This window comes from Treponema sp. R80B11-R83G3 (assembly GCF_054786115.1).
Genome location: NZ_BDHF01000001.1, coordinates 65,651 through 88,580, shown reverse-complemented (window position 1 = coordinate 88,580; position 22,930 = coordinate 65,651). Strand labels below are relative to the sequence as shown.

The 22,930-nt window shown below is 37.0% G+C and carries 27 protein-coding genes; 6 read left to right on the top strand and 21 right to left on the bottom strand.

What is annotated here, in order from left to right; all coding sequences use genetic code 11:
* The 9 genes from ACYVRH_RS00440 to thrH all read right to left on the bottom strand — a co-directional run bounded on the left by ACYVRH_RS00440 (window position 1) and on the right by thrH (window position 5,899).
* A complete protein-coding gene (locus tag ACYVRH_RS00440) occupies window positions 1-687 on the bottom strand; it encodes an ABC transporter ATP-binding protein (RefSeq protein ID WP_461254961.1) in 687 nt (228 codons plus the stop codon).
* Window positions 687-1,181 (bottom strand): hypothetical protein, encoded by a 495-nt coding sequence (locus ACYVRH_RS00435; RefSeq protein WP_461254960.1) that lies wholly within the window; start codon window positions 1,179-1,181, stop codon window positions 687-689. The genes ACYVRH_RS00440 and ACYVRH_RS00435 overlap by 1 nt, the downstream gene beginning before the upstream one ends.
* Window positions 1,178-1,741 carry a hypothetical protein gene (locus tag ACYVRH_RS00430; RefSeq protein WP_461254959.1) on the bottom strand — a complete coding sequence of 188 codons (564 nt, stop codon included), beginning with the start codon at window positions 1,739-1,741 and terminating at the stop codon, window positions 1,178-1,180. The genes ACYVRH_RS00435 and ACYVRH_RS00430 overlap by 4 nt, the downstream gene beginning before the upstream one ends.
* Before the next feature lie 70 nt (window positions 1,742-1,811).
* On the bottom strand, window positions 1,812-2,438 hold the full coding sequence (locus ACYVRH_RS00425; protein ID WP_461254958.1) for a flavodoxin family protein: 627 nt from the start codon (window positions 2,436-2,438) through the stop codon (window positions 1,812-1,814).
* Window positions 2,439-2,563: 125 nt separating this feature from the next.
* The gene (locus tag ACYVRH_RS00420) at window positions 2,564-3,328 is read right to left on the bottom strand and encodes a hypothetical protein (RefSeq protein ID WP_461254957.1); all 765 of its coding nucleotides are present in this window, start codon (window positions 3,326-3,328) and stop codon (window positions 2,564-2,566) included.
* The gene (locus tag ACYVRH_RS00415) at window positions 3,325-3,825 is read right to left on the bottom strand and encodes a hypothetical protein (RefSeq protein ID WP_461254956.1); all 501 of its coding nucleotides are present in this window, start codon (window positions 3,823-3,825) and stop codon (window positions 3,325-3,327) included. The genes ACYVRH_RS00420 and ACYVRH_RS00415 overlap by 4 nt, the downstream gene beginning before the upstream one ends.
* Before the next feature lie 52 nt (window positions 3,826-3,877).
* Complete coding sequence (locus ACYVRH_RS00410; RefSeq protein WP_461254955.1) at window positions 3,878-4,591, bottom strand: SAM-dependent methyltransferase; 714 nt, start codon at window positions 4,589-4,591, stop codon at window positions 3,878-3,880.
* 26 nt (window positions 4,592-4,617) lie between these two features.
* Entirely contained in the window at window positions 4,618-4,824 is a 207-nt protein-coding gene (locus ACYVRH_RS00405; protein WP_461254954.1) for a serine hydrolase, read from the bottom strand.
* Window positions 4,825-5,296: 472 nt separating this feature from the next.
* Window positions 5,297-5,899: a bifunctional phosphoserine phosphatase/homoserine phosphotransferase ThrH gene (gene thrH, locus ACYVRH_RS00400; protein WP_461254953.1), complete on the bottom strand. Its 603-nt coding sequence runs from the start codon at window positions 5,897-5,899 to the stop codon at window positions 5,297-5,299.
* 51 nt (window positions 5,900-5,950) lie between these two features.
* Here thrH and ACYVRH_RS00395 point away from each other — a divergent pair, with 51 nt between their 5' ends.
* Window positions 5,951-6,733, top strand: coding sequence for a biotin--[acetyl-CoA-carboxylase] ligase (locus ACYVRH_RS00395; protein WP_461254952.1), 783 nt, complete (start codon window positions 5,951-5,953; stop codon window positions 6,731-6,733).
* Between the two features lie 184 nt (window positions 6,734-6,917).
* Complete coding sequence (locus ACYVRH_RS00390; RefSeq protein ID WP_461254951.1) at window positions 6,918-8,027, top strand: PfkB family carbohydrate kinase; 1,110 nt, start codon at window positions 6,918-6,920, stop codon at window positions 8,025-8,027.
* A gap of 89 nt (window positions 8,028-8,116) precedes the next feature.
* On the opposite strand, the gene uxaC is transcribed toward ACYVRH_RS00390, so the two are convergent.
* Entirely contained in the window at window positions 8,117-9,541 is a 1,425-nt protein-coding gene (uxaC, locus tag ACYVRH_RS00385) for a glucuronate isomerase (RefSeq protein WP_461254950.1), read from the bottom strand.
* A gap of 44 nt (window positions 9,542-9,585) precedes the next feature.
* Between uxaC and ACYVRH_RS00380 the strand changes: the two genes are divergently transcribed.
* Window positions 9,586-11,781 (top strand): hypothetical protein, encoded by a 2,196-nt coding sequence (locus ACYVRH_RS00380; protein ID WP_461254949.1) that lies wholly within the window; start codon window positions 9,586-9,588, stop codon window positions 11,779-11,781.
* 37 nt (window positions 11,782-11,818) lie between these two features.
* Here the strand turns inward: ACYVRH_RS00380 and ACYVRH_RS00375 are convergent, their stop codons facing one another.
* From ACYVRH_RS00375 to ACYVRH_RS00335, 9 genes are all read right to left on the bottom strand, one after another.
* Window positions 11,819-12,418 (bottom strand): penicillin-binding protein activator LpoB, encoded by a 600-nt coding sequence (locus ACYVRH_RS00375; RefSeq protein WP_461254948.1) that lies wholly within the window; start codon window positions 12,416-12,418, stop codon window positions 11,819-11,821.
* An 11-nt stretch (window positions 12,419-12,429) separates the two neighbouring features.
* Window positions 12,430-13,800 (bottom strand): COG3014 family protein, encoded by a 1,371-nt coding sequence (locus tag ACYVRH_RS00370; RefSeq protein WP_461254947.1) that lies wholly within the window; start codon window positions 13,798-13,800, stop codon window positions 12,430-12,432.
* Between the two features lie 332 nt (window positions 13,801-14,132).
* Window positions 14,133-14,630: a hypothetical protein gene (locus ACYVRH_RS00365; RefSeq protein ID WP_461254946.1), complete on the bottom strand. Its 498-nt coding sequence runs from the start codon at window positions 14,628-14,630 to the stop codon at window positions 14,133-14,135.
* Between the two features lie 100 nt (window positions 14,631-14,730).
* A complete protein-coding gene (locus ACYVRH_RS00360; RefSeq protein ID WP_461254945.1) occupies window positions 14,731-15,177 on the bottom strand; it encodes a MotA/TolQ/ExbB proton channel family protein in 447 nt (148 codons plus the stop codon).
* A 323-nt stretch (window positions 15,178-15,500) separates the two neighbouring features.
* Window positions 15,501-16,127 (bottom strand): DNA alkylation repair protein, encoded by a 627-nt coding sequence (locus ACYVRH_RS00355; protein ID WP_461254944.1) that lies wholly within the window; start codon window positions 16,125-16,127, stop codon window positions 15,501-15,503.
* On the bottom strand, window positions 16,124-16,819 hold the full coding sequence (locus tag ACYVRH_RS00350) for a hypothetical protein (RefSeq protein WP_461254943.1): 696 nt from the start codon (window positions 16,817-16,819) through the stop codon (window positions 16,124-16,126). The genes ACYVRH_RS00355 and ACYVRH_RS00350 overlap by 4 nt, the downstream gene beginning before the upstream one ends.
* Window positions 16,820-17,029: 210 nt before the next feature.
* Window positions 17,030-17,470 (bottom strand): hypothetical protein, encoded by a 441-nt coding sequence (locus ACYVRH_RS00345; protein WP_461254942.1) that lies wholly within the window; start codon window positions 17,468-17,470, stop codon window positions 17,030-17,032.
* Between the two features lie 6 nt (window positions 17,471-17,476).
* Window positions 17,477-18,160, bottom strand: a complete 684-nt coding sequence (locus ACYVRH_RS00340; RefSeq protein ID WP_461254941.1) for a class I SAM-dependent methyltransferase — start codon at window positions 18,158-18,160, stop codon at window positions 17,477-17,479.
* 105 nt (window positions 18,161-18,265) lie between these two features.
* Entirely contained in the window at window positions 18,266-18,571 is a 306-nt protein-coding gene (locus ACYVRH_RS00335) for a hypothetical protein (RefSeq protein WP_461254940.1), read from the bottom strand.
* Between the two features lie 274 nt (window positions 18,572-18,845).
* Here ACYVRH_RS00335 and ACYVRH_RS00330 point away from each other — a divergent pair, with 274 nt between their 5' ends.
* Both ACYVRH_RS00330 and ACYVRH_RS00325 read left to right on the top strand, forming a co-directional pair.
* A complete protein-coding gene (locus ACYVRH_RS00330) occupies window positions 18,846-19,418 on the top strand; it encodes a hypothetical protein (RefSeq protein WP_461254939.1) in 573 nt (190 codons plus the stop codon).
* Window positions 19,419-19,458: 40 nt separating this feature from the next.
* Window positions 19,459-20,034, top strand: coding sequence for a hypothetical protein (locus ACYVRH_RS00325; RefSeq protein WP_461254938.1), 576 nt, complete (start codon window positions 19,459-19,461; stop codon window positions 20,032-20,034).
* A 73-nt stretch (window positions 20,035-20,107) separates the two neighbouring features.
* On the opposite strand, the gene ACYVRH_RS00320 is transcribed toward ACYVRH_RS00325, so the two are convergent.
* Both ACYVRH_RS00320 and ACYVRH_RS00315 read right to left on the bottom strand, forming a co-directional pair.
* Entirely contained in the window at window positions 20,108-20,515 is a 408-nt protein-coding gene (locus ACYVRH_RS00320) for a helix-turn-helix domain-containing protein (protein ID WP_461254937.1), read from the bottom strand.
* Window positions 20,516-20,597: 82 nt separating this feature from the next.
* On the bottom strand, window positions 20,598-21,491 hold the full coding sequence (locus tag ACYVRH_RS00315; protein ID WP_461254936.1) for a response regulator transcription factor: 894 nt from the start codon (window positions 21,489-21,491) through the stop codon (window positions 20,598-20,600).
* A 136-nt stretch (window positions 21,492-21,627) separates the two neighbouring features.
* Between ACYVRH_RS00315 and ACYVRH_RS00310 the strand changes: the two genes are divergently transcribed.
* A complete protein-coding gene (locus tag ACYVRH_RS00310) occupies window positions 21,628-22,833 on the top strand; it encodes a DEAD/DEAH box helicase (RefSeq protein ID WP_461254935.1) in 1,206 nt (401 codons plus the stop codon).
* Window positions 22,834-22,930: the final 97 nt, after the last annotated feature.

Sequence of the window (22,930 nt, the reverse complement as noted above, 5' to 3'; positions counted from 1 at the left end):
TTATTTCCCCGCATATTGAAAATATATTTTTTCGATATTGTTTATATCCTCATTTTCAGCGGATATATAAACAACCTTCCCATTTTGTATTATTACAAAACTGTCGCAAATATTTTTTACAAGATTAAGGTCGTGGGTTGTTATGACAGCGGTTGAATATTTTCCCTTGTATTCATGTATCAAGCCGATCATTATTTTTTGACTAACGGGATCAATCCCTAAAAACGGCTCGTCCATCAGCAATAATTCAGGCGTTGTTACCAACGTGCAAGCCAAAGAAAGCCGCCGTTTCATTCCTGTTGAATAATAACCAGTCAATTTTTTTGTATGTTCTCCAAGATCAATTTTATTTAGAAGCGATAGTATTATTTCTTTATCGGGATTTTTATTTGCGCTTAAAAATTGCAATTTCATATTTTCATAACCGGACAATTTGGGATAAAGTCCTAAACCTTCCGGCATATATCCAATTTTTTCAGTTGGCAATAAATTCCATTTAATAATGCCTTTTTGGGGCGCAATAAGTTTTCCAAGAAGCCGAAGCAATGTAGTTTTTCCAGCCCCATTATGCCCAAGTATGGCGATTATGCCTCCGCGTTTAATATTTAAGAAAAAATCCATTAAAACTGTATTTTTTTTATCATAAGAATACTGAACATTGTTAATTTCTATAATATTTCCTTCCATTATTTAACCTCATTTTTTTCAATGCAAATGTATCCATGAATGCTATGTAATATTGTAAACACAATTGATATTACTATATATATTATATAGTGATAGGGAATATTTACGAACAATTTATTTCCTATTAGTCCTATGCCAATTAGCCATAAAATGGATGTCCAATATGGCGCTAGTAATACGGCAATATTATTATTGAATGAAGTTATAGGTAATTTTATTACTATAAAATATGAACAGAAATATATTAATACCCCAATAATATACGCAATAACCCCGATCTTTCCCATTTTGTTATCATGATTTATTTCCATTATTATAGAGAATGTTATTGTAATTATTCTGGCAATAGTTTCCAGAGTAACAATAGGATGTTTAATATTTTTCAGATAATGTTTCGGGAGATATTTTGTAAATATTAAATTAAAAATAATTATGGGTATAAAAAACCAAAAGCAATTATATTTATAGTTATTTGCAAAATCAATTATGTTCATAATTGTACTCCTATAGCGATTCCGACAGCGTTTATTGATGGGTTTCTATCCCTTCCATAAATATCATTATTAGAAGTATGAAACCATAATATTTTTGCAAATAGTAATGTTGCATTTTCCGTATTGTATTCAATGCCTCCGCCAAAATGCAAACCGCCATTTATTATAGTTCCATTTTCAGGAAATTCTTTTGTATATGTTACCATGCTAATAACACTTTCAAGAAATATGCGTGTTTTTTTTAATGCAGGCGTATATATTCTCATGCTTCCATTAAGACCAATTCCAAGAACAGGTTGACGCGGGTTACCCTGTTTGTCAAATGCAAATAAACCGCTTAATCCTATGCCAAAATCTAAAATATTATATTCCGGCGTTATATGAAGGAAATTAAAAATAAAGTCATAACCGGCTTCTAATATGCCAATCCCATCATCCCAAAATGAGTTATAATTTCCAATCGTTACCCTATGGCCAAAGTACGATGGTTTATTTTCTTGTGAAAATATTCTTACATTTATAGTTATTGCCAAAACAACGATTAAATAATATTTATTCATACAAATATTTATCCTTTATTCTTTCAATACTATGAATTGAAGAACCAATTGTAAAGATACTCCGAAATGATCAGCGGATAAAATTTGTCATAACCATTGGCGGCTCTTCCGGCAGTTCAATATTGCTCTGTTGTTTGCATTTGATGAGATATGCCATATTGTTTGCCAATATTGTTAATGTTCGCACTCCTTCTTTATCTGCGTATACGTCTTCAGGCGCATGTCCATGTATGCCGTTCCAATAACAAGACGATACGACGGGCATTTGTGAAATAGTAAAGTATTTGATCAATTGGTCGAATGTGGCGGTTGAGCCCGCTCTCCTGCAACTGACAATACACGCGCCGAATTTTAATCTTTTAGCTTCAGGTTCCAGACTGTAAAATAAACGGTCAAAGAACGAGGTCGCCGCGCCGCAAGCGGAAGCAAAATGCACAGGAGAACCGAGTATGATGCCTTCTGCTTCTCTTAAAGCTTGACCGACTGTATTTACCATGTCGTTATCAAAAACGCATTTTCCCGTTTTACCAGTTTGTTTACAAGTTCTGCAAGCGGTGCACCCTATTATTGGGTTTTTTCCTACCTGAAATATCTCGGAATCAACTCCATGTTTTGCCAACTGTTCTTTAATAATGCTAAGTCCTGTGAATGTGCATCCGTTGGAGTTTGGGCTTCCGTTGACTAATACTACCTTCATTTCTTTTCTCCTTATATTTTTTGGTAATTATATCCTAAAAAATATTAATTGTCCAGATATGTCAAAAAATTAGTCTTTTTGTTTCTAATTCTTTAGCTCCTGAACGTTTCATATTAAGAATAATATTATATGTATTTTGTATACTCCTCTTTTTTAAACAGAGAAAATATCAATTTACCGTGAAATAACGCCTTTAATGTCATAAATATATCCGCGACTACGATAAATAAAAATGAAGGAAGCGTTACCCTTGTGTATTTGTTTTTTATGCTCATTTTATTTTCTATAGCCCATGAAAGCATAAACTCAAAAAATAACACTCCGCAGTAAAAGAACAATATTATTATTGTGCTATTGAGTAAACTTGAAAATAACGTATTAAACGCGTTATTTATAACTGAATTACCTGAAAAAATGTTGATAATCATTCCAACAGCAATTTGTATGCCTGTCCATAACAATATTATTTTGTATAAAACATTAAGCATTACCCCGCCGCCTATGCCAAGTCCGCCGCCCCATTTAATATCCGCGCGTTCACACCAGCATTTATATTGTTCCAAATGCGCCTGATTTTGATGTCCTCCGACAAAACCTGAATTGGAAATTACATAGAGCATAAACTGGCATTTATTATTTTTGCAATACTGTTCCATCTGTTTTAGGAAATGTATAAAATGAGACGGAATACTGTCAATATACAACGGAACCGATATTACAACTGCGTCTATATTTTGAAGGTTATCCAATATTTCTTCATAATCTCTGGATATGCCAATACTTTTTGTTATAACATTATTTGGAAAAAGCATATAACGCAAAACATTTCCAAAGAACGCCGAAGCTCCGCCTTTTCTTTTGGGGCTGCCGTTAATAATCATTATATTCATTTCAATATCTGTCCTATTTCATTGATATGATTTATTATATGAAGACTTGCTTCTTTAAAACCCATATTGTTCTGATTTGCTTCTACCAATAATTTTGCGGTTTTTACTTCTGATTCAAGAAAATCACCATATAAAATAACAGTCAGGCGTTTACGGTCAACTTTATATCTCTTTATGTGTCTTACTTTCCGTGAACAGTATATAAAAAATGGCGTACTTTCCGGAATACTGCGGTCAAGTACTTTTTTTAACTGCTCACTGTATCCGCCGTAGCAATTTTGGCTTATTAAAACAGTTTCCTCGCTGTTTCCCAATAATGAGCCTGAATATTTTAAACAGTCATTAATCTTGCAAGTCCCCGGAGTTTTAAACCAGCAATTATAACAACCCACGCATGGGGCGGAAGCGGCGTTTGCGTTAATCACCATATAATAATTTTTAATAATTTCCAGTTGTGAGAAGGCTTGTTCGTCTAAGTCATGAACCAATACTTTCAAAATATTTCTCCTGTTATCGTTTTCATAATTTTTTTCACTCTCCCATTAAAAATTACTTTTTTACTGCCGTCATTAAGACAAGAGTTAAATACTGTTCTGTATCAGCGTCATGAAGTTCATTGTCGGCGGTAGCGCGCCAGATTGCTTTTCCATCAGGGATTTCATTTGAATATGTGACTTCAACCAGTCCTGATTTACCCCACAATTTTTTCCACCATTCGGCGCTATGCCATGAGTACATATTTGGTTCCCATAACGGTTTCATCGTTTGTGGCAGATCATTTTCAAATTCACGGGTCAATCCGGGATTTACAATGCCGAATTGTCCTCCATTTTTAACAAGTCTTGCGAAATGATCCCCTAAATAACATTCATCCGTTCCATAGTAATGGTACGAATCGATACTTATAACAGCGTCAAAAAAATTATTGGCATAAGGCAGCTTATGGGCCTCCGCCTGAATCGGGAAAACTTTATCGCTAACGCCCGCTTTAACAAAGCGATGGTAATTATCAGTTGCGTTAAACCAAAGATCATTGGCAAAAACGGTAACGTCAAATTCTTTAGCCAAAATGATCGATGTAAATCCTGCTCCGCAGCCCATGTCCAATATGCGCATACCGGGTTTTAATGTCATTTTATTGCATAATTCTTCGAGTAGAAATATGCAATTTGGTCCTGTAATGTACACCCTGTTTTTGCGTATGTCTTCAATCATTTCATTGATTAAAGCGCCGTATTTTTGTTCGTACAAATAATTTTTCATTGAAAAAGCTCCCTATAAATTTTCATTTATTTTCCTTTTTCAATTAATTGTAATATGCCAACCGCGACAAATACTTTTCCGGCAGATGCGGTTGCGAATTTTGTATCAATTTCATTGGGAATTTTATTGTTTATATCCGCATACCCATAAGAATTTTGAAACAATGTTTTTCCGTCTTTTCTTACGGAAATAACGCCGCTAAAATCATTTTCAATTAAATTTTCAATGTTCATAAAAATTCCTTTATATATGAAATTACCCATATATATCAAACAATATCATAATATGCGGATAAAAATTAACATTTTTAATCATTTTTATTAATATTTAATTTATCCTTTATAAATTCTATTATTTCTTTTTACAGTATAACATATAATTTAACGGGAACTTTTTCATGTTTTTTGGCGGTTCTGCATTGTTTGGCGTTTTTAAGTTAAACTCTTTAATTTCTTCTATCTCCAAACCATTACTAACAATTGAATTTAATATGTCGGAAAATTTATGCATATACCAACAACATTCTTTGGCTTCATAATTTGTTTGTCCGACATAATCCAATCCACTTTTATATGAATAAGGACCTTTTTCAAAATATGAAATAAGATCATCTAACGTAATTTCTTTGCCATAATCATCTATTTGTTCAAAAAAATAGGCAAACGGATATCTGTTCGTGTGGTTCGCGGTAAAATTCTTGCGGTATCAATTCAAAAAGTTATAAATCTCCGCAAGCAAGTCATCAAACGTATCCACGCACTTAAGATCAGAACAGTCTTTGCGGATTTTCTCCGGCGCACGGAAGAGACACCCGCCGTCGGCTTCGCGGATCATAGCTAAATCGTTGAAAGAGTCCCCCGCAGCGAAAATACGCATCTTTATCGACTTGAAAGCTTTTATCGCTTCTTTCTTGCCATTTTGCTGGCGCAAACGGTAGCCCGTAACAGTTCCGTCACCGTCAACTTGCAGTGAATTGCAAAATAGGGTAGGCCATGACAACTTCGCCATGAGAGGTTTAGCGAATTGTTCAAAGGTATCAGATAAAATTACAAGCTGAGTTTTCTCGCGCAGGGCGTTGGTAAAATCAATTGCGCCGGGAAGCGGGTCCATGCCGGAAATAACTTTTTGAATATCGGGGAGTTTTAAATTGTTTTTTTTGAGAAGATCGATGCGGAAATTCATCAATTTGTCGTAGTCAGGCTCGTCCCTTGTCGTCCGGCGCAATTCGCCAATGCCTGTGGCTTCGGAGAACGCAATCCAAATTTCCGGGACAAGGACACCTTCAAGATCAAGACACACCATGTTCATGGGAGTATAATAACATAGAGAATAAATTGTTTCCAGAGTTTTGGAGAAAAAATGACAAGCTTAAAAATACGCAATCCTTTTAATGCGCCTGTTTATTACGAAGAAACCGTATCCAGCACTATGGACGTTTCCCGTAAATTGGCGCGGGAAAACTCGCAGCACGGTACTGTCATTTTAGCGGATTTTCAGGAAGCGGGACGAGGGAGGAAACAGGATCGCCGCTGGGAAATGGAACGCGGGGAGAATCTGTCTTTTACAATTTTGTTTAGATTTTCCAGCATCGAGGACATTCCGCCTGCCCTTACTTTACGGGCTGGGCTTGCCGTCTGTCTTGCCATCGAAGATTTTGCGCCGTGTTTGCAAGACTCATGTTTGATTAAATGGCCAAACGACATACTGATAAAACCCATTCGCGGCGAAGGTTATAAAAAAGCGGTTGGAATTCTCTGCGAAGCTGACGGCGGAAACGTTCATCTTGGAATCGGCATAAACACTGCGCAAAAAGAATTTCCTGCCCACCTTAGGGACAAAGCCATAAGTATCGCTCTTGCCGCAGACAGGGATATTTCACAGGATGAACGTTATACGTTATTGGAAAAAATCCTTTCACGCCTTTACAGCGAATTAAGAGCGGCAAATAATTGGAAAACGCGTCTTGAACAAAAACTGTACAAAAAAAATGAACAAGTTCTATTTATCGAAGGCGCCGCCGGTTCCGGCAAAGAAATAAAAGGCCGTCTTGTCGGCATAACGGAAGAAGGCGAACTATTGATTGTGCCGGATGGGGAATATAAAGAGCGTCCGTTTATCACCGGCGAATTGAATTTTTTTTAAAGAGTTCGCATAGAAGAGAAGGGGAGTAGGGAGCGAAGTTAGTAAGCGTATCGTGTTGGCTTCACGCTTAGATTACTTACAACAACCCCACTCCCCATTCCCTACTCCCCACTCCCTTCGTCTACTAGTTATTATAAGTAAAATATGCTAAAGTAAATAATAAATATAAATGAGAGGTGTAAATATGTCTTTATCAATTCCTGCCGCCAATGGAATGGCGCACGATTTACTGGCGCTTGGCGCGTTAGTAACAAGACTCGATCCCGGAATTATTCCCTTTGCGGAGGCGAATGAGTATTTATTGCATGTTTCAGGCGGAGAGTACAATGTGGCGACAAATCTGTCCACATGCTTTGGCATGAAAACCGCTATCGCTAGCGCTATGGTTAATTATCCAATCGGGCGCAGAATAGAGTACGCCGTGCAGAAAGCGGGAGTTACTCCCTATTTTAGAAGATTTGAACATGACGGAGTGCGCGGCCCTAACATGGCTACAGTGTGGAGCGACCGTGGGCAGGGAGTGCGCGCCCCCGTAGTATTTTACAACCGTTCCAACGAAGCCGCACAGCAGTTAAAGCCGGGAAGTTTTGACTGGGACGCTATTTTTAAGAAGGGCGTGCGCTGGTTTCACTCAGGAGGGATTTTCAGCGCTCTTTCGCCAACGACAAGCGAGTTGGTAATAGAGGCGATGCAGGCCGCGAAAAAAGCGGGCGCAGTAGTATCTTTTGATTTAAATTACCGCGCAAAGCTGTGGGCGGTAGCCGCCGCAGAACAAGGCCTTAGCGCGGCTCAGGCAAGCGAAGGCGCCGCGAAGACATTGCGTAAAATAACAAGCTATGTTGACGTACTTGTCGGCAACGAAGAAGATCTGCAAAAAGGGCTTGGCTTAAAAGGGCAGGATGTTGAATCTAAAGGCAAACTTGATCCTTCCGCTTTCTTTGGCATGATGGAGAGCGTAACAAAAGACTTCCCCAATATAAAAGCGGTTGCCACCACGTTACGCGAAGTTCATTCCACCAACCGCCATTCATGGAGCGCGGTACTGTGGCTTGACGGCAAAACATATCAAGCCCCCACGGCGGAACTTGACGTATACGACCGCGTAGGCGGCGGCGACGGTTTTGCCGCTGGCCTCTTCTACGGACTGTTATCAGGCAAATCACCGGAAGACTCTTTAAGGCTAGGCTGGGCGCACGGCGCGTTAGTAACCACCACTCCCGGAGATACGTCGATGTTCAGTCTTGATCAAGTAGAAGCCTTCGCGAAGGGCGGCTCAGCGCGGATACAGAGATAGAGTTATTAGGGAGTGGGGAGTAGGGATTGTTGTAAGCAATCTAAGCTTGAAGTCAACACGCTAAGATTGCTAACTTCGCTCCCCACTCCCTACTCCCCAAAGTACCTTTTAGCGTTTCCAAATGAAATATCTCTAACAATTTTTTCAAGTTTTTGCGTATCATTGGGATACTCGCCGTTTTCGACCCACTTGCCGATTAAATTGCACATAATGCGGCGGAAGTATTCATGGCGCGGGTATGAGAGGAAGCTTCGGCTGTCCGTCAACATTCCTACAAAGGCGGACAACATTCCTAAATTGGCAAGAACGCGCATCTGCTCTTCCATGCCGTCCCTGTTGTCGCAGAACCACCACGCTGAACCCAACTGCATTTTGCCCGCGCAGGTTGAATCCTGAAAACCGCCCATGATTGTCGCAAGAGGGTAGTAGTCTTTGGGGTTTAACGAATAGAGAATAGTTTTTGGAAGGCCGTTTGCGTTATCGCCGCCAAGACTCATAAGGTCAAGAATGGCGGAAAGATTTTCACATAACGTATTATCATGAACGGCGTCAAATCCAGTGTTTATTCCCAATTTAACTAATTGCTTCGTGTTCACGTTGCGGATACAGGAAAGATGAAGCTGCATTACAATATTTTTCTTTGCGTACAAATTTCCCAAAGAAGCGAGCATTAACGTTTTATAAGCGTCCGCTTCTTCGATTGACGCGTCTTTTCCAGCCATGACTTTTTTAAAAGTTTTCTCAACATCTTTAATTGATGTTTCAATGTATGGAACATATTCAAGGCCGTGATCAGAAGCGCGGCAGCCCATTGATATAAAAAAATCCAAACGCTTTTCAAGAGCGGCAAGAACGTCATCTGGAGTTTTAATATTTATCCCGCTTGTTTCAGACAGCGATATGATGTATTCTATAAAATGGGTATCGGTAATTTCAAGAGCCTTATCGGGGCGGAAAGATGGAATTACTTTTGTCCCTATTTTCCCGATTGGGGCTGTGCCTCCGGCGATGGCGCGGTGATATTCAAGCGAATCGACAGGATCGTCAGTTGTGCCTACCGCGTAAACTTTCATTTTTTCAAAAATGCCTTTTACTGATAATTGCGGCGTTTGAAGAAGAGCGTTTGCTTTTTCCCAAATTGCCGGAGCGCTTTTTTCCGTAAGCGGCTCGTAAATGTCGAAGTAACGTTGCAGTTCAAGATGCGTCCAATGGTACAGCGGGTTCCCGATTAAATTTTCCACAGTACGCGCCCACGCCATGTATTTCTCATAACCGGATGCGTCGCCTGTAATGTATTTTTCTTCGATGCCCATAGCGCGCATCATCCGCCATTTATAATGATCTCCCGAAAGCCACGCGTCCGCAATATCGGCCATCTTTTTGTTTTCCGCAATTTGAGACGGAATAAGATGACAATGGTAATCAAAGACAGGTTCGTCCTTAACAGCCCTGTACAATCCACGCGCCGTTTCAGTCTCAAGTAAAAAATTCTCATCCAAAAATTTCTTCGCCATAATCCTCTCCTTAAACAAAACATACTTGTTTATTTTACTATAATATGCCTAAATTATATATGCCTGCGCGTGTTTCATTTAAAATTTCAATATTGATGTTTCTTGGCAGTCTTGCCTGCGCCGTGGGAATGGTTTTTCTGCTTAATTATTTGCTTTCAGGCCCCAGGCTGGGTCCGCATTATGATTTTCTATTAAACTATAAAAAACCGGCAGTATCCACCGAAATTTTAATTATCGAAACTGATGAATTTATAGAAGGCAGTGATTTTTTTACAGTCCTTTTAACCTTAACTGAGATGGAAGCCGCCAATTTGGTTCTGTCGGGCAGGCTTTCGCCTTCTACAACGCCTATAACATTGACTGAAGCGGATATCCGAATGTTTTTTGTCAATGAATACGACCAGCTAGGATCAAATATCCGTAACCTGTTTGAAGGCATCCGTATGGGGTTTGTTCCGCCGCAGGAGGCTCCGCTTTTTGTGGAGCATGTGGTGGAGTCGGCGCAGCAGGGCAAAGAACGCCTGATTAAAATTTTAATTGACAGGGACGAGGAGTTGGCGCGTTCAGTCGCCGTCTTTGGCAATTATCTTGACGCGTATTCAAAACCGCAGTTGGATAAAGACGGAAAATTAAGGCGCGTAATGCCTGTTGAAATTGACGGGTCTTTTGAACATCCTTTGTTCGCAAGTTTGAAAAACCGTTATGCGATTTCGCAGATTGAAACTACCGATAAAAAACTGATTTTATGGCTGCGCGGGCATGACGGAAAAGATTTGGATATAACGATGGATAACGACGGCAATATTATTACGCCGTGGAACTGCGATTTTCGCCGCGTTGACATCGAACTTTTTCGCAAATATGAAGAAGCGGGAAACGCCATGCTTGATATTCTGGCGCAGGCAAACGAATTAAAGGTTTTCTCTTCAATTTTACCTGAGCAAATCCCGCTGTTCCTCGGCGAATACTCAGGGGCGCTTCTGGAAGATTTAATTAAATCGCCTAACAGCGAAAACCGTTCGGCGTGGATAGCCGCAAGGGCGAATTATTTTAAAAGCCTTGATGATTTTTTTGCCGGTCCTACGGAAACGGAACTTATAAGCAGCTATGAAGAGTTAATCGCCGATACGGATTCGTCAAAACAAATGGAGCTTGAAAATTTAATCAGTGCAAAAAATGAATTGGCGAATATATTCGCGTTAATGCGCGAAACGTACGCGGAATTGTCTTTTAGCCATTTAAAGTTAAAACAAGAGCTTGAGTTGTCCCTTTGTATAATGGGAAACGAGCCAAGCGTAAAATATTCCGCCATGCTCGCAAACGCACTTATTACGGGTAGCCATATAAAACCGGTTAACCAGCGTTATGTGATATTTATATCAATTGCCGCAATTTTTGCCATATTAATAATTATTTTTATGATGCGGCCTTTAGTCCTGTTGATTTTCGGGGTTATTTTCAGCGTATTATCTGCGGCAATATACAGCGGGCTTTTTATTTTTTATTCTTACTGGATGGATCCGCTTATAGTTCTGGTATCGTCTTTAGTTTCTACTTTTGTGTTATTTTATTGTAAAAGCTCCTACTTAAATTACAGGGCGCGGACTTTCCGCTCCGCTTACAGAACGGCAGTTTCCAAGGATGTTTTGCGGAAATTGATAAATTACGGCAGACCCGGCATTTCGGAAGTTAATGTTTCTTACGCGGCGGTTATCGCGATAAAAGACGTAAATCTTTTTGACAAAGAGGAAAAAGAGGCGGCGAAAGACGCGGGAAAAATGAAAAGGGCTTTTTACGCGTTGGCGAAAAAAATACTTTTCAATTCAGGAGCCGTTATTGCGGGGTTTGAAGGAGACACGATACTTGCCTGTTACGGTTCCCCTCTTGAGCTTCAGCCGAAATTAACCGCCCACAAGTGGGCTGAAGACGGGCAGCCTATTGCCATGTCTTACCATCCCGCCGATAAAGCCTGCGCCCTTGTAAGGCGGTTGTTACAGAAAGAAAAAATTACATGGAAGTTCGGCATAGACGCCGGTCTTTGCGCTTTTTCATGGTCACCCGAGACCGGATTTTCCGTAAGCGGAAGCCCTGCGGTAAAAGCCAGAACTCTTGTCACAAAAACATCGCGTTACAAGCCTAGAGCTTTTATTTCAGATTCCGTCCGTGAAAAAATAGGCCTTGATATAGACGAAACACATTCTTTTTCGATTAACGGCGATTCCTTTTTTGAGTTAAAGTGAACCTCTAAAAACCAAAGTTAGGTTTTTTAGGGGTTTTTTAAAATTTATTTTTTGGCCTTGTAATAACTTTTGTAATAGAGTTATTCTGACCTATCCATAGCCTCGCGTTAGTTTCAATATTGGTAAGTTCCGCCGTAACAAAATAAGTTCTAATACTGCGGTTTCCATCTCTGTCAACTATTGTTCTTAACGAACCTGTGAGCATAAAATCCGCGCCTGTTTCTTTTCCGATACTCTTCGCGGTTTCTTCGCTCGCGTTCCCCAACTGATCCTGTCTTTCAGCGCGAAGAGCGTCTCTTATGTCGCCGCCCGCTACAAAATCAAGTTTGCCGCTGTTAAAGATTACGGTTTCCATAGTGGAGGAAATAATTTCCGTGTCGATTTGTTCGTCGCTTGCGTTTTTAAACCTGCCGACAATAACAACAGGTCTTTTGTTTTTCTTCGCGTTTATTTCCTGATTGACTCTCGCGCTGGAAAGACAGTCGTTAATCAAACTTTCACAGGCAATTTTAACGTCAACGGCGTTCCAATAGCCGCTTAAATCATTTTGGCTGCCGGACTCTACGCGTTTAACGCTTGTTGTCGCGCAAGAGGAAAGTAAAAAAAGCACGCACAATACGATTGATGTTTTTTTCATGTCAATATCTCCTATTTTAATTTTACAGACTGTAAAAGATTAAGTCTGCCGCTTTTTACGGTTACTTTTGAAAATTCTTCGCTGTAAACAGCTTTATTTCCATTACAATACTTTATTATAACAGAATATGTTCCAGGGTCAATATTTATTCCGCCGATATAAGCCCTGTCCGGCAGATAGCGGGACATCCTTGTATCGGCCCTTTCCGAAGCGTCCATTGCCAGCCTTGCTGCAACTGCCACCAAGAACCCCGCCAATGAGTCATTCTGGTTTTCAGCCGCCATCGCCGCCACATCGGCAACGACATATTTTATAATAGTGCGGATATATGTTTTAATAAGCATATTTGAATAATGGGCGTTAAAAGTTTCTTGAATTACATCTCCCATGTTTTCAAGCAATTCTAGGTCAAATCTTTTTGAGCCGTTAATTTCCACCTCTATTCTGTTTATTTGACTCGGTCTTTTTACCATCTCTGGAAGCTTAAATGTGGCAATTTGCAGTATAGGGTGTTGAAACGGAAGGTATTGAATAACAGTCTGTTCTTCTTTTACCGGAGATAATCCTGTAAAGCTGATAATGTTAAGCCTTGCCTTTCCAGCGGGAAGGTCCCGCGCGTCTGCTACGGCTTTTGGAACGTCGCCGCTGTAAATATTTTTTTGAGTCGAATAAGCCCTGTAAACCTGATTAAATTCAATACGCGCCGAGTCCATGTTTCCATCAGCTTGATAAAAAAGCGCCCCAAGATAACGCGCAAGCGCGGAATTGGAAAAATTTACGGATTTTGCGTCTGGAAGACCGCTAATCCCCGTTTCATTATTTACCATATCATTTAAACTGGAGCCTGTTTTTGGATCTTTATAATCATATTTTCGTGAAAGCATATCCAACTTTCCGTTTGTGTTGCTTAATTTTCTGATTTCAACTAACGCGCCTTCTATGTTGTTTCTATTGTAATAATTTAGCGCGTTAAAAACATTTATATAGATATTCTCAAAATCCTCGCCCGGATATTCTTTTACATTATCGTTGACAATGTAGGATAAAAAACCTTCCGATATGCTTTTGGTGTAAGCTTCTTCTATTAGGCGTTCCGCATTTTGCAAATCCGCCGATGAAGCGGCGTAATTTCCGGCGTAATGCTCAAGCATGCCTTTATCCAAAAAGAGCATAATAGCGTTTTTTTGCGAGTAAATAACCTTATTGCTTTTCTGTCTTTTTACAATTACGTCAACTGCTTCAGAGAAATTATCACTGTCGATAGCATGGTCAATATCTTTGTATGCGCCTGAACTCATCGCGCATGATAATATAGAAGAAACCAATAGAAGTATTTTAATAGCTTGAAAAGTTTTAATTATTTTTAAGCGTCTTTTTATCATTTTTTATTCTTTATTTATAATTTATTATCTGTTCTTAATGTTTTGTCAAGATATCAGATTAGGGCGGCAATTATGGTAAAGTCATCCTTTTTTAAGTTGATTTTGAAAAATTGAGAAAATTGCTTGATAATTGTGGTTTTTTCAGGTAAAATGAACACATGAAAAACGGCAAAATAGCGTTAAAAATTAAGGATTTTAATGGCGGTTTATTCATCTTGAGATATCTGCTCGGCGCCGGGCGTTTGGAATTTGTTCATCAATAGGTGAACCTTCGCCGTTACGCTAATTCCATAGGTTTTTTGCGCCTCTGCGTTAAGTCTTCTTGTAAAGTTTTAACTGTTACAAGATACTAGTGGGGAAAATAGCGAAGCATTTTCACAGGCGCAAAAATATTTGCTGGAGCAAAACATTGCAGAGAGCGTAGGCCTAGTGTTCCGTAAAAGACAGACAACAAAATGTTGCATTTTTGATTTTATTTTTACAATGAGACAGCCATTAATATATTTTCTTTCTTTTATTTGAAAATCATTATAATGATAATCTAAAAATTCAATATTATTCCAATCAAACAAACCGTATTGTGGGGCTTTCCATTTCATATCCAGATAAAGCCTTTCTTCTTCTTCCATGTAACAGCTTGAGTGCAGACTATCTCCGTCTTTAACATTATCAAATAAAACGCTTGAATTCAGTGTTTTCAGATTATCAAAAATTTGCTTTCCAATCACTTCAGAAGAATGTACTGTTTGTATGTGTAAATAATTATTTTGGGAAACATTTTCTGAAACAACATTTACTTTTTTTTCTCTGTTACAACAAGAAAATGCCATTGAAACAAACAATGCGCATAGTCATAGTATTAATATTTTAATAAGTATAAAACTTCGGCAGTAAAAGCCACCCGAAAAGGGCGGCATACTGTTACCAACGTTATATGACATTTGAACGTTCGCCGTTTTGTCTAAGCATATTAATTTTATTCTCTGCCCATGCCTTAACAGGGAAAAAAACAAAACAACTTATAGCAATCGGATATAAAACCGTTATTAGAGCGATTGCAATATTAGGACCTAATTTATCAGATGTTTCCAAGAAGGCAAGGCTGGCAATTAGTCCTGTCATAAAACCAAACCCGCCTAATGTGAAGATAAATTTTATTGTGTTTTTTAACGCCGTAGAAAGAGATGAAAGTTCAGCTTCCGTGTAAATATGTTCCTTTTTGAAACTTGATTTGATATATTCACCCAAAATTTTTCCGCTTTTTGATATTAAAAAGAAAAAAATCAAAGGAACAATAATTAGTAAAGCTGACGGCAGATCGATAAATATTGCGGCAGCACCTGATAATATGCCCACAATAGTAAAAATAAAAACCATGAATAAAAAACCAATAATTAACAACATCATTCGCCTCCTAAATATTTCTCAAGATTACTGGGGGTTGTCCAAAAAGAAAATTTTTACCACGAACCACACGAAAATCACGAACTTTTTGCACATATCTTGTTGTTGTTCGTGTGGTTCGTGGTAGAATTCAAACTTATTGGACAGCTCCGTTTAATATCTGTGAGCTTCCCGGCATAATTTTTTGCCGACTCTCATAATACCCTTCAACAACCGTTGAAATTGGCATTAAGTTTATATTATAATCTCTTTTATTAACATAGTCTATCCTTATTATATAAAATATTAATTTCAAATTATTGAACAAATTTACTTGCCAATTTATATACTTGATTTATTTCTTTTATATCCAATTTCCATTTCTTTAATTCGCTTTTTATTAATTCGGGATATTTTTTACTTATATCCCTTAATGCGTTTCCAACTGATTTTCTTACATATTCACTTTCATCTGTTTTATGCTCCGATAATATTTTTATTGCATCTTTGGGATTATCCTTAAAATATGGTCTATTTGTCCATATTCTTAACCCTTCAGTAACGGCCCGTCTGTTATTTTTATTTTTACTATTCAACCACTCGTAAATTGTTTCCAATGATTTTTCATAACCTATGTTTTTACAATAATTATCAAATGCCATTGCCAAGAATTCTTGAACTTGCCATGAGGGGTTTATACTTACTTTGTTTTTCAAAAAATTATATACTTTCTTTTGTTTGTGTGCGATAACTCCCATAATATAAACACCAAACGCTTGAATGTAATATAATTCACAATTATAACATTCCATTGCAACATCCCAACAATTTTCAATGGAGTTATTTTTACAGAAATTTTCCGCTTCTTTTCGAATTAACCCATATCTTTCCTTGCCTGTTTCCTCATTGAAGAATAATTTTGTATAATGTTTTATATCGATCATAATTTACATCCCAATATGTTTTTAAAATCAGAATTATAACAATAATAAACCTTATTATCATTTTTTGAATAAACAAATGATAAATCTGTATTCCATTCTCCTGTTTGTTTTACTTTTTCAAGAATATCAAATGCACTATTTACAGATATATTCTTATTCTTATCCAAATATTTCTTAACTTTCATATATCTGTCAAAGCCATTATCATTATATTTCTTACCTGCGTTAAAATCAACAAGCGAGAAATTCGTCATTATATAATATGGCGATTCATTCGTTTTATTTTTAATATTTCCCCTCCCGGGTTCAATTATCCAAACATTTCCGTTTTTATCCGCAATAAAATTATGAGTACAAAGATTGGGGGCATTTACAATTTCCATATTTTCCAGATAATTATCCAGATCATTTATTTTAATTTTTCCTTCAAGTAAATCTTTAACTAAATAAATATTCAATGTGCGTGTTTTATTCATTCTTTTATATAATCCTTTCCCATTTGAATCCACACACAAATTATTTACAAATGTTTTTTCTGCACTTATTCCAAATGATGGCTGTTTCCCGGCACTTGTATTAATATCTACAATAAATGCTTTTTTATTTGAGTTTAATTCGAATGACATACCATTGTTATCGAAATTCATCGCCATTATTAAATCATTTCCTCTATTTATAAAACAAGTGCACATTAAATTCTCCTTTTTTATGATTATTACCCAAATATATCAAAGAATAACATTTTAGGCTTATTAATAATGAACATTTTTAATCATTTTTATCATACTATTTTTGAATTTATTTTTACTTTTTTTCTCCGGCCAAAGTTGCGAGTTTATCGCCGCTGATACGGTACCGTCCAATCATTAATTGGTTGCGCTCCCTGATTTATATAAAATTATTTATAAAGAAACCATAAATTCCTTACTGGTTACAACGCCTACAATCCACAATAAATCGTCAAAATTGATATTACAATAAGCGGTAACATAGGCGGGTAAATTGCCGCTTATCTCTATGTTATCCCTTTTAAAATCTTCAATCATTTTTGGCATAAATTCCCATGTCAATTTATTATTTGCCCCTTCGTGATATCCAATTGAGCCATTATTATCTACTTTTATGGTAACGGCATATCTGTATTTTTGGGAATCATATTGGACATTAGCGGTTATTTCAACATTTGTCCAATTTGGAGAATTTTCATTATTTGCCGTATCGACGGAAACGCCAATAAAATAATGATGTCCATTCTGCACAAATGGACATACAACCTTGCCTTTCTCTTTAACTTGAATTAATTGCGTCCCCCTGATGTCCGTAAATTCTGTTGAATATGTCAATATTAATTATTTATAACCGCCATAAACGCAATAATTATAATATTTCCACACAATGTCTATGTTCTTATATCCTATCTCTTTTAACCAATTAATATGATTCATTAAACTGGTTGGTCTGTCTTCCGCTTTATATTTTTCGATCCATTTATTTTCAATTTCATCTAAAGGGACATTTTTCTCCATGAATGATTTCCACTTTGCCATATACAAATCCTGTAAATGGCTGTTTGAAGCCAATACCAAGTCGGCATTATAAAAAACGCCATTGTCGGTTAATGCGTCATATATTTTTCTATAGAACATTTTCTTGTCTTCATCATTTGCCAAATGATGCAACGCCAAAGAGGATATTACAACATCGTATTTTTTATCAAAATTGAATTTATAAAAATCATTTACATAATAATTAATATTTTCACCTAATTTTATTTGAGACATTTTTATCATATTTTCCGCAATATCCAAGCATGAGATATGAGCATTAGGGAAAGCGGTTTTTACTTCATGGGCGATTGTTCCCGTACCACAACCTAAGTCAATATCATTAATTTGTTTGTTTTTTTCAAATGGAATTGCCAGAACTAACGCTTCAATCATTTCGTTATAATGGGGAATTAATTTTAATATGGTTTTGTCAAATTCTTCCGCTTCTTCCTCGAAATGATTTTTAACAGTTTCAATTCTATTCATAAAATATCCCTTTTTACTAATCGGACTTTAAGCCTGAATATATATCAATATATTCTAATAAAAAGGCAGGAAGAAAAATTAACATTTTTAATCATTTTTCCATGATCAGCGGATAAAATTTGTCATGACCAATGGCGGTTCTTCCGGCAGTTCAATACTGCTTTGTTGCTTGCATTTGATAAGATATGCCATATTGTTTGCCAGTATTGTTAATGTGCGCACGCCTTCTTTATCGGCGTATACGTCTTCTAGAGTATATCCATGAATGCCGTTCCAATAACAAGACGATACGACCGGCATTTGCGAAATAGTAAAATATTTAATTAATTGATCGAATGTGGCGGTTGAACCTGCTCTTCTGCAACTGACAATACACGCGCCGAATTTTAATCTTTTTGCTTCAGGTTCCATTGGCGTTTGTGCTTCCGTTTACTAATACTACCTTCATTTTTTTTCTCTGTACAGTTAAAAGAAACAATACCGCTCCCGTGCTGGCAAATATATTTAAAATTATTTTTTTAAATCACCCCAAAATCACCCGACAATCACCCAAAAAGGTGATTATATTTCACGACTTTTCTTATATATTCTCACTAGCAGGCGATTTTGGAAAAATCACATGAAAAGTGAATATGGTTTGTTTAATAACGTTTTAATTGATATTAATTATTAATAAGGGGGCTTTATGAAATTTAAGTTGTTGATGGTCATTGTAATTTTTATGGTTATTAGTTATACGGCTTTTTCGCAAACAAATGAAAGAAATCGCGGTTTATATATTGACGCGGGCATTGGTATGGTAATTAATGATCTAACTGAAATAAATGATGATAATGTACTTGACAATATAGCCATGTCTATAGACGCTAATATTGGATGGGCTATATTACAAAATATTTACATTGTTGGAACTCTTCCTGGATTTAGCGTCAAATTATATAAATATTCCGATTATATGCAAATAAATACCTGTTTATTTGGTTTAGGCGTAAGATTTTATCCGTTACCTTCTATGAAATATTTGCAGTTTGGAACAGATTTAAGATTTGGCAAAATAGTTTTATACACAAATAATTCTGATGTAAAAATTTTTAATACTGATCCTTTTGGCGTTATATTTTCAGCGGCATACGATTTTGATTTATCAATGACAGGAATGGCATTCTTGATTGGCGGTGAGGTTTTATTGGATTATTTTATTGAAACTAAAACAACAATTACCGGATTTTCAATATTTGCAAAGTTTGTTTTTAAATAAACATTATTTCTAACTATTAAAATAAAGGAATAATATTTGTATGAAAAAATATTTTTTAATCATTGTTTTGGCAATAACTGCAAATGTAGGAATATTTTCAAAGGAAAATAATAATGGACAATTTAATTTAAATTCAGGATCAACTATACAAAAAAGCGCAGTTTCAATTGATTTTGGGACTTTGATATGGGATTTAAGTACGGGCGGTTTTGGTATTGGGGCAAGTTATGAATGGTCTATTCATAATATGTTTTCAGTATTGGGGCATTTCAGTTATTCATATCATGACTGGAATTATTTTGCGTTCGAGGCTCATGGGCGTTGGTATCCATTTAAAACGTCTTTTGGGAAATTATTTGCGGATATTTGTTTGGGATACGGTCTTTTTTGGAATAACGATAAAAGTAATGATTGGGTTGTTAATACAATGAAAATAAGCGCCAAAGGAGGATGGAAATTTATATTTGGCGAAGGATTTTTCTTTGAACCAATTATTGGTTTTGGCTTTCCATTCATAATAACTGACAATCGCAACAATTTAAGCGGGTCTGGCAGTAATGATTTAAAAATATCATGGGGTTTGGGCATAGGTTTAAATATTGGATGGTGTTATTAGAATTAAAGAAAGAATATAGAAATATTAAGGTACGCGAAGTAAAAATTACCTTACCATTATACAATCCTTTATTTTACCCGTTATTATATGAAAAACTTTTATTATTATCGGAATTATTTTGTAAAAAACAAGCATTTATCCCTTCCGGTTTAAATTTTCCATTTTTGCGAAGTTTACCAGGCGTAATTCCGAATTGGCGTTTGAAAGCTCTTATATAAGATTGCTCATAATTAAATCCATAATCAAGCGCAATATCCAGAATATTTAAATCGGTATTAAGCAAATCATTAATACTTGCCGTTAATTTAAAAGAACGAATGTAAAGTCCTATTGGCTGATTATACGCTAATCTGAACAGTCTTTGCAAATGACCTTCCGAGAGAGTATGTTTTTTGGCAATGACATCCGAATTAATATCGTCCCTGATGCCTTTTTCTATATCGCTTAAAACATTATTAAGTAAATCATATCTCCTTTTCATGCGCTCCTCCTTGTTTATTTGTAGACAATATAGAAGAAAAGACGCGTAATTTAATCACCCTTTTGGGTGATTGTCGGGTGATTTATGGGTGATTGTATGTATAACCGTAAAAAAGGGATGAAAGCCCCGCAATATTAGAAACGTCTGTAGTTTGATAAATATGTTTTAAATGGGTTTTTACCGTATTAACTGAAATATTAAGTGCGTTTGAAAGCTCTTTATAACTGACATTACCGGCAAGTATCGCTTCTATTACCTCTAATTCGCGTTTGCTTAAAAGATGAATGAAAGGCGTATATTTGTCATTTTTAGCGGTTGATATTTGGGTTTCTGTAATGTGTATAACGGGTGGTAAATTATCGGCGGATAGAATATCCGCAGTTAAGCGGGTATACAGGTAAAATAAAAATATTAGTACTACAATAAGAAGCATTCCCATAAAAAGAGAAAATAAAAAAGACGACATTACCAGCGCAAAATCTTCCCACCATGAGAGAACTATTAAAGTGAAAGAAATAAACAGTAAATTAAAAATAATATAAAGATTAAGAGGCGGTTTTGACTTTGTGTTGCGCAGCCAACGCGCGGCGAGAAGACAACAAACAGTTATTATAGTACTGCTGAAAAAAAGCGAGCCGTAATATAATTGCGGGAATTTCAATGTCGCTTCCATAAAATCTGATAAATCAGTTACAGGGTAAATAAAAACGGCAAAAAAATAAATAATGGGAAATTGCGCCAAATTAATTATGCTGAAAATAAAAGAAGCGGCTATAAGCGCTTTTAAACGGTTTTTGCCCAACAAAATAAAAGAAAGAAGACAAAGAGCGATAAAAATAAGAGTAGCATCAATAAATGAGGGAGATTCAACTTTCCCGTAAAAATAAAGATCATTAAATAACAGATAAAACGGATAGCTCAGAATGACTGCCGCCAAAAGGGCGATAGACTGCGGGCGGGACTCCGGTTTATTCATCTTATAAAAAAGGGGATAAAATCCTATAGTGCAGATAAATCCCAATAAAAAAGATAAAATGATTATACTCCTTATACAAGTCCATTATGTCAGTTTTTACAATTGAAGTAAATCAATATATTGGGTAAAATAAACGATGAATTTTGAGCAATTGGGCGTTGCGCCGTGTTTTATTAAATGTCTTGAAAAACGTAACATAAAAACAGCAACTGATATTCAATGTAAAGTGATTCCCCGTCTTTCCGCAGGTGAAAGCGTTTTTTTTACATCGGCTACCGGGACGGGCAAGACTTTTGCCTATCTTTTGCCGATTTTATCTTGTTTAATGGAAAAAGAAAAACCAACCTTTGGACCGCAAATTTTGATTTTAGCGCCTACTTTGGAACTTTGTTCCCAGATTTCATCGGAGCTGGATTTCCTTTTAGACGGTTCGCCAATCCGCTCTTTCTTGGCGATTGGAAGCATCAGTCTTGACCGTCAAATTGAAAACTTCAAAAAGACTAAACCTGATATTGTCGTGGGAAACCCAAACAGGCTCCTTCTTCTTGCCCAAAAAAAAATCCTTAAATTGAATAACTTGTATTCGCTGATTTTTGACGAAGCCGACCGTCTTATAAGCGATGAGATGATAAATGACACGACGGAATTGTTTTCGCTAATTCGCAAATTCGCTAAAGCAAATAACATCCTTCTAGCCGCCTGCTCCGCAACGCTAAATAAAAAAAACACGGAAAAAATACAAACCGTTTTTTTGGGCGAAGGGGAGGGCAGGGGAGTCTCTTTTATTGAATCCGAAGACAATGAAATCCTGCGCGATAAAATTGAACACTGGGCTATTTTCAGCGAAAAGCGGCGAAAAGATCAAACATTGCGCTCACTGTTAGCCGCCATTAAAACAAAAAAATCCCGCATTAAAGCGCTGGTGTTCACAAGCAAGGGCGATGAAGCCGCGTTAGTCCTTTCGCGCCTCCAATACCACCATGTTCCAGCCGCAGGACTTTTTGGGAAAATAGGGAAAAATCCCCTCTCCGGCGCGGAACGCAAAGAGGCGCTCGATTTATTCAGAGGCGGGAGCGTAGACGTGCTTGTCTCCACAGATTTAGCCGCTCGCGGTTTAGATATTCCCGATATTACCCATGTCATCGCCCTTGACGTTCCCGCCGACAGTGAAGCGTACATACACCGTTGCGGCAGAACAGGACGCGCCGGAAAGCGCGGCATAATGGTAACAATCGGCGATGAAACACAGATGCGTCTTCTTTCTTCATTGGAAAAGAAGTTGAAGATTAGGGTAAATCCCAAAGAATTGTATATGGGCAAAGTCTGCGTCCCTGAGATTTAATTCGCAAGGGTTCACACAAAGAACACTAAGGAAGAGAAGATCACGAAGAAGAATCTGGGTTCTTGTTTGTAATCTTATAGTGAAGCTCAAGCTTAAT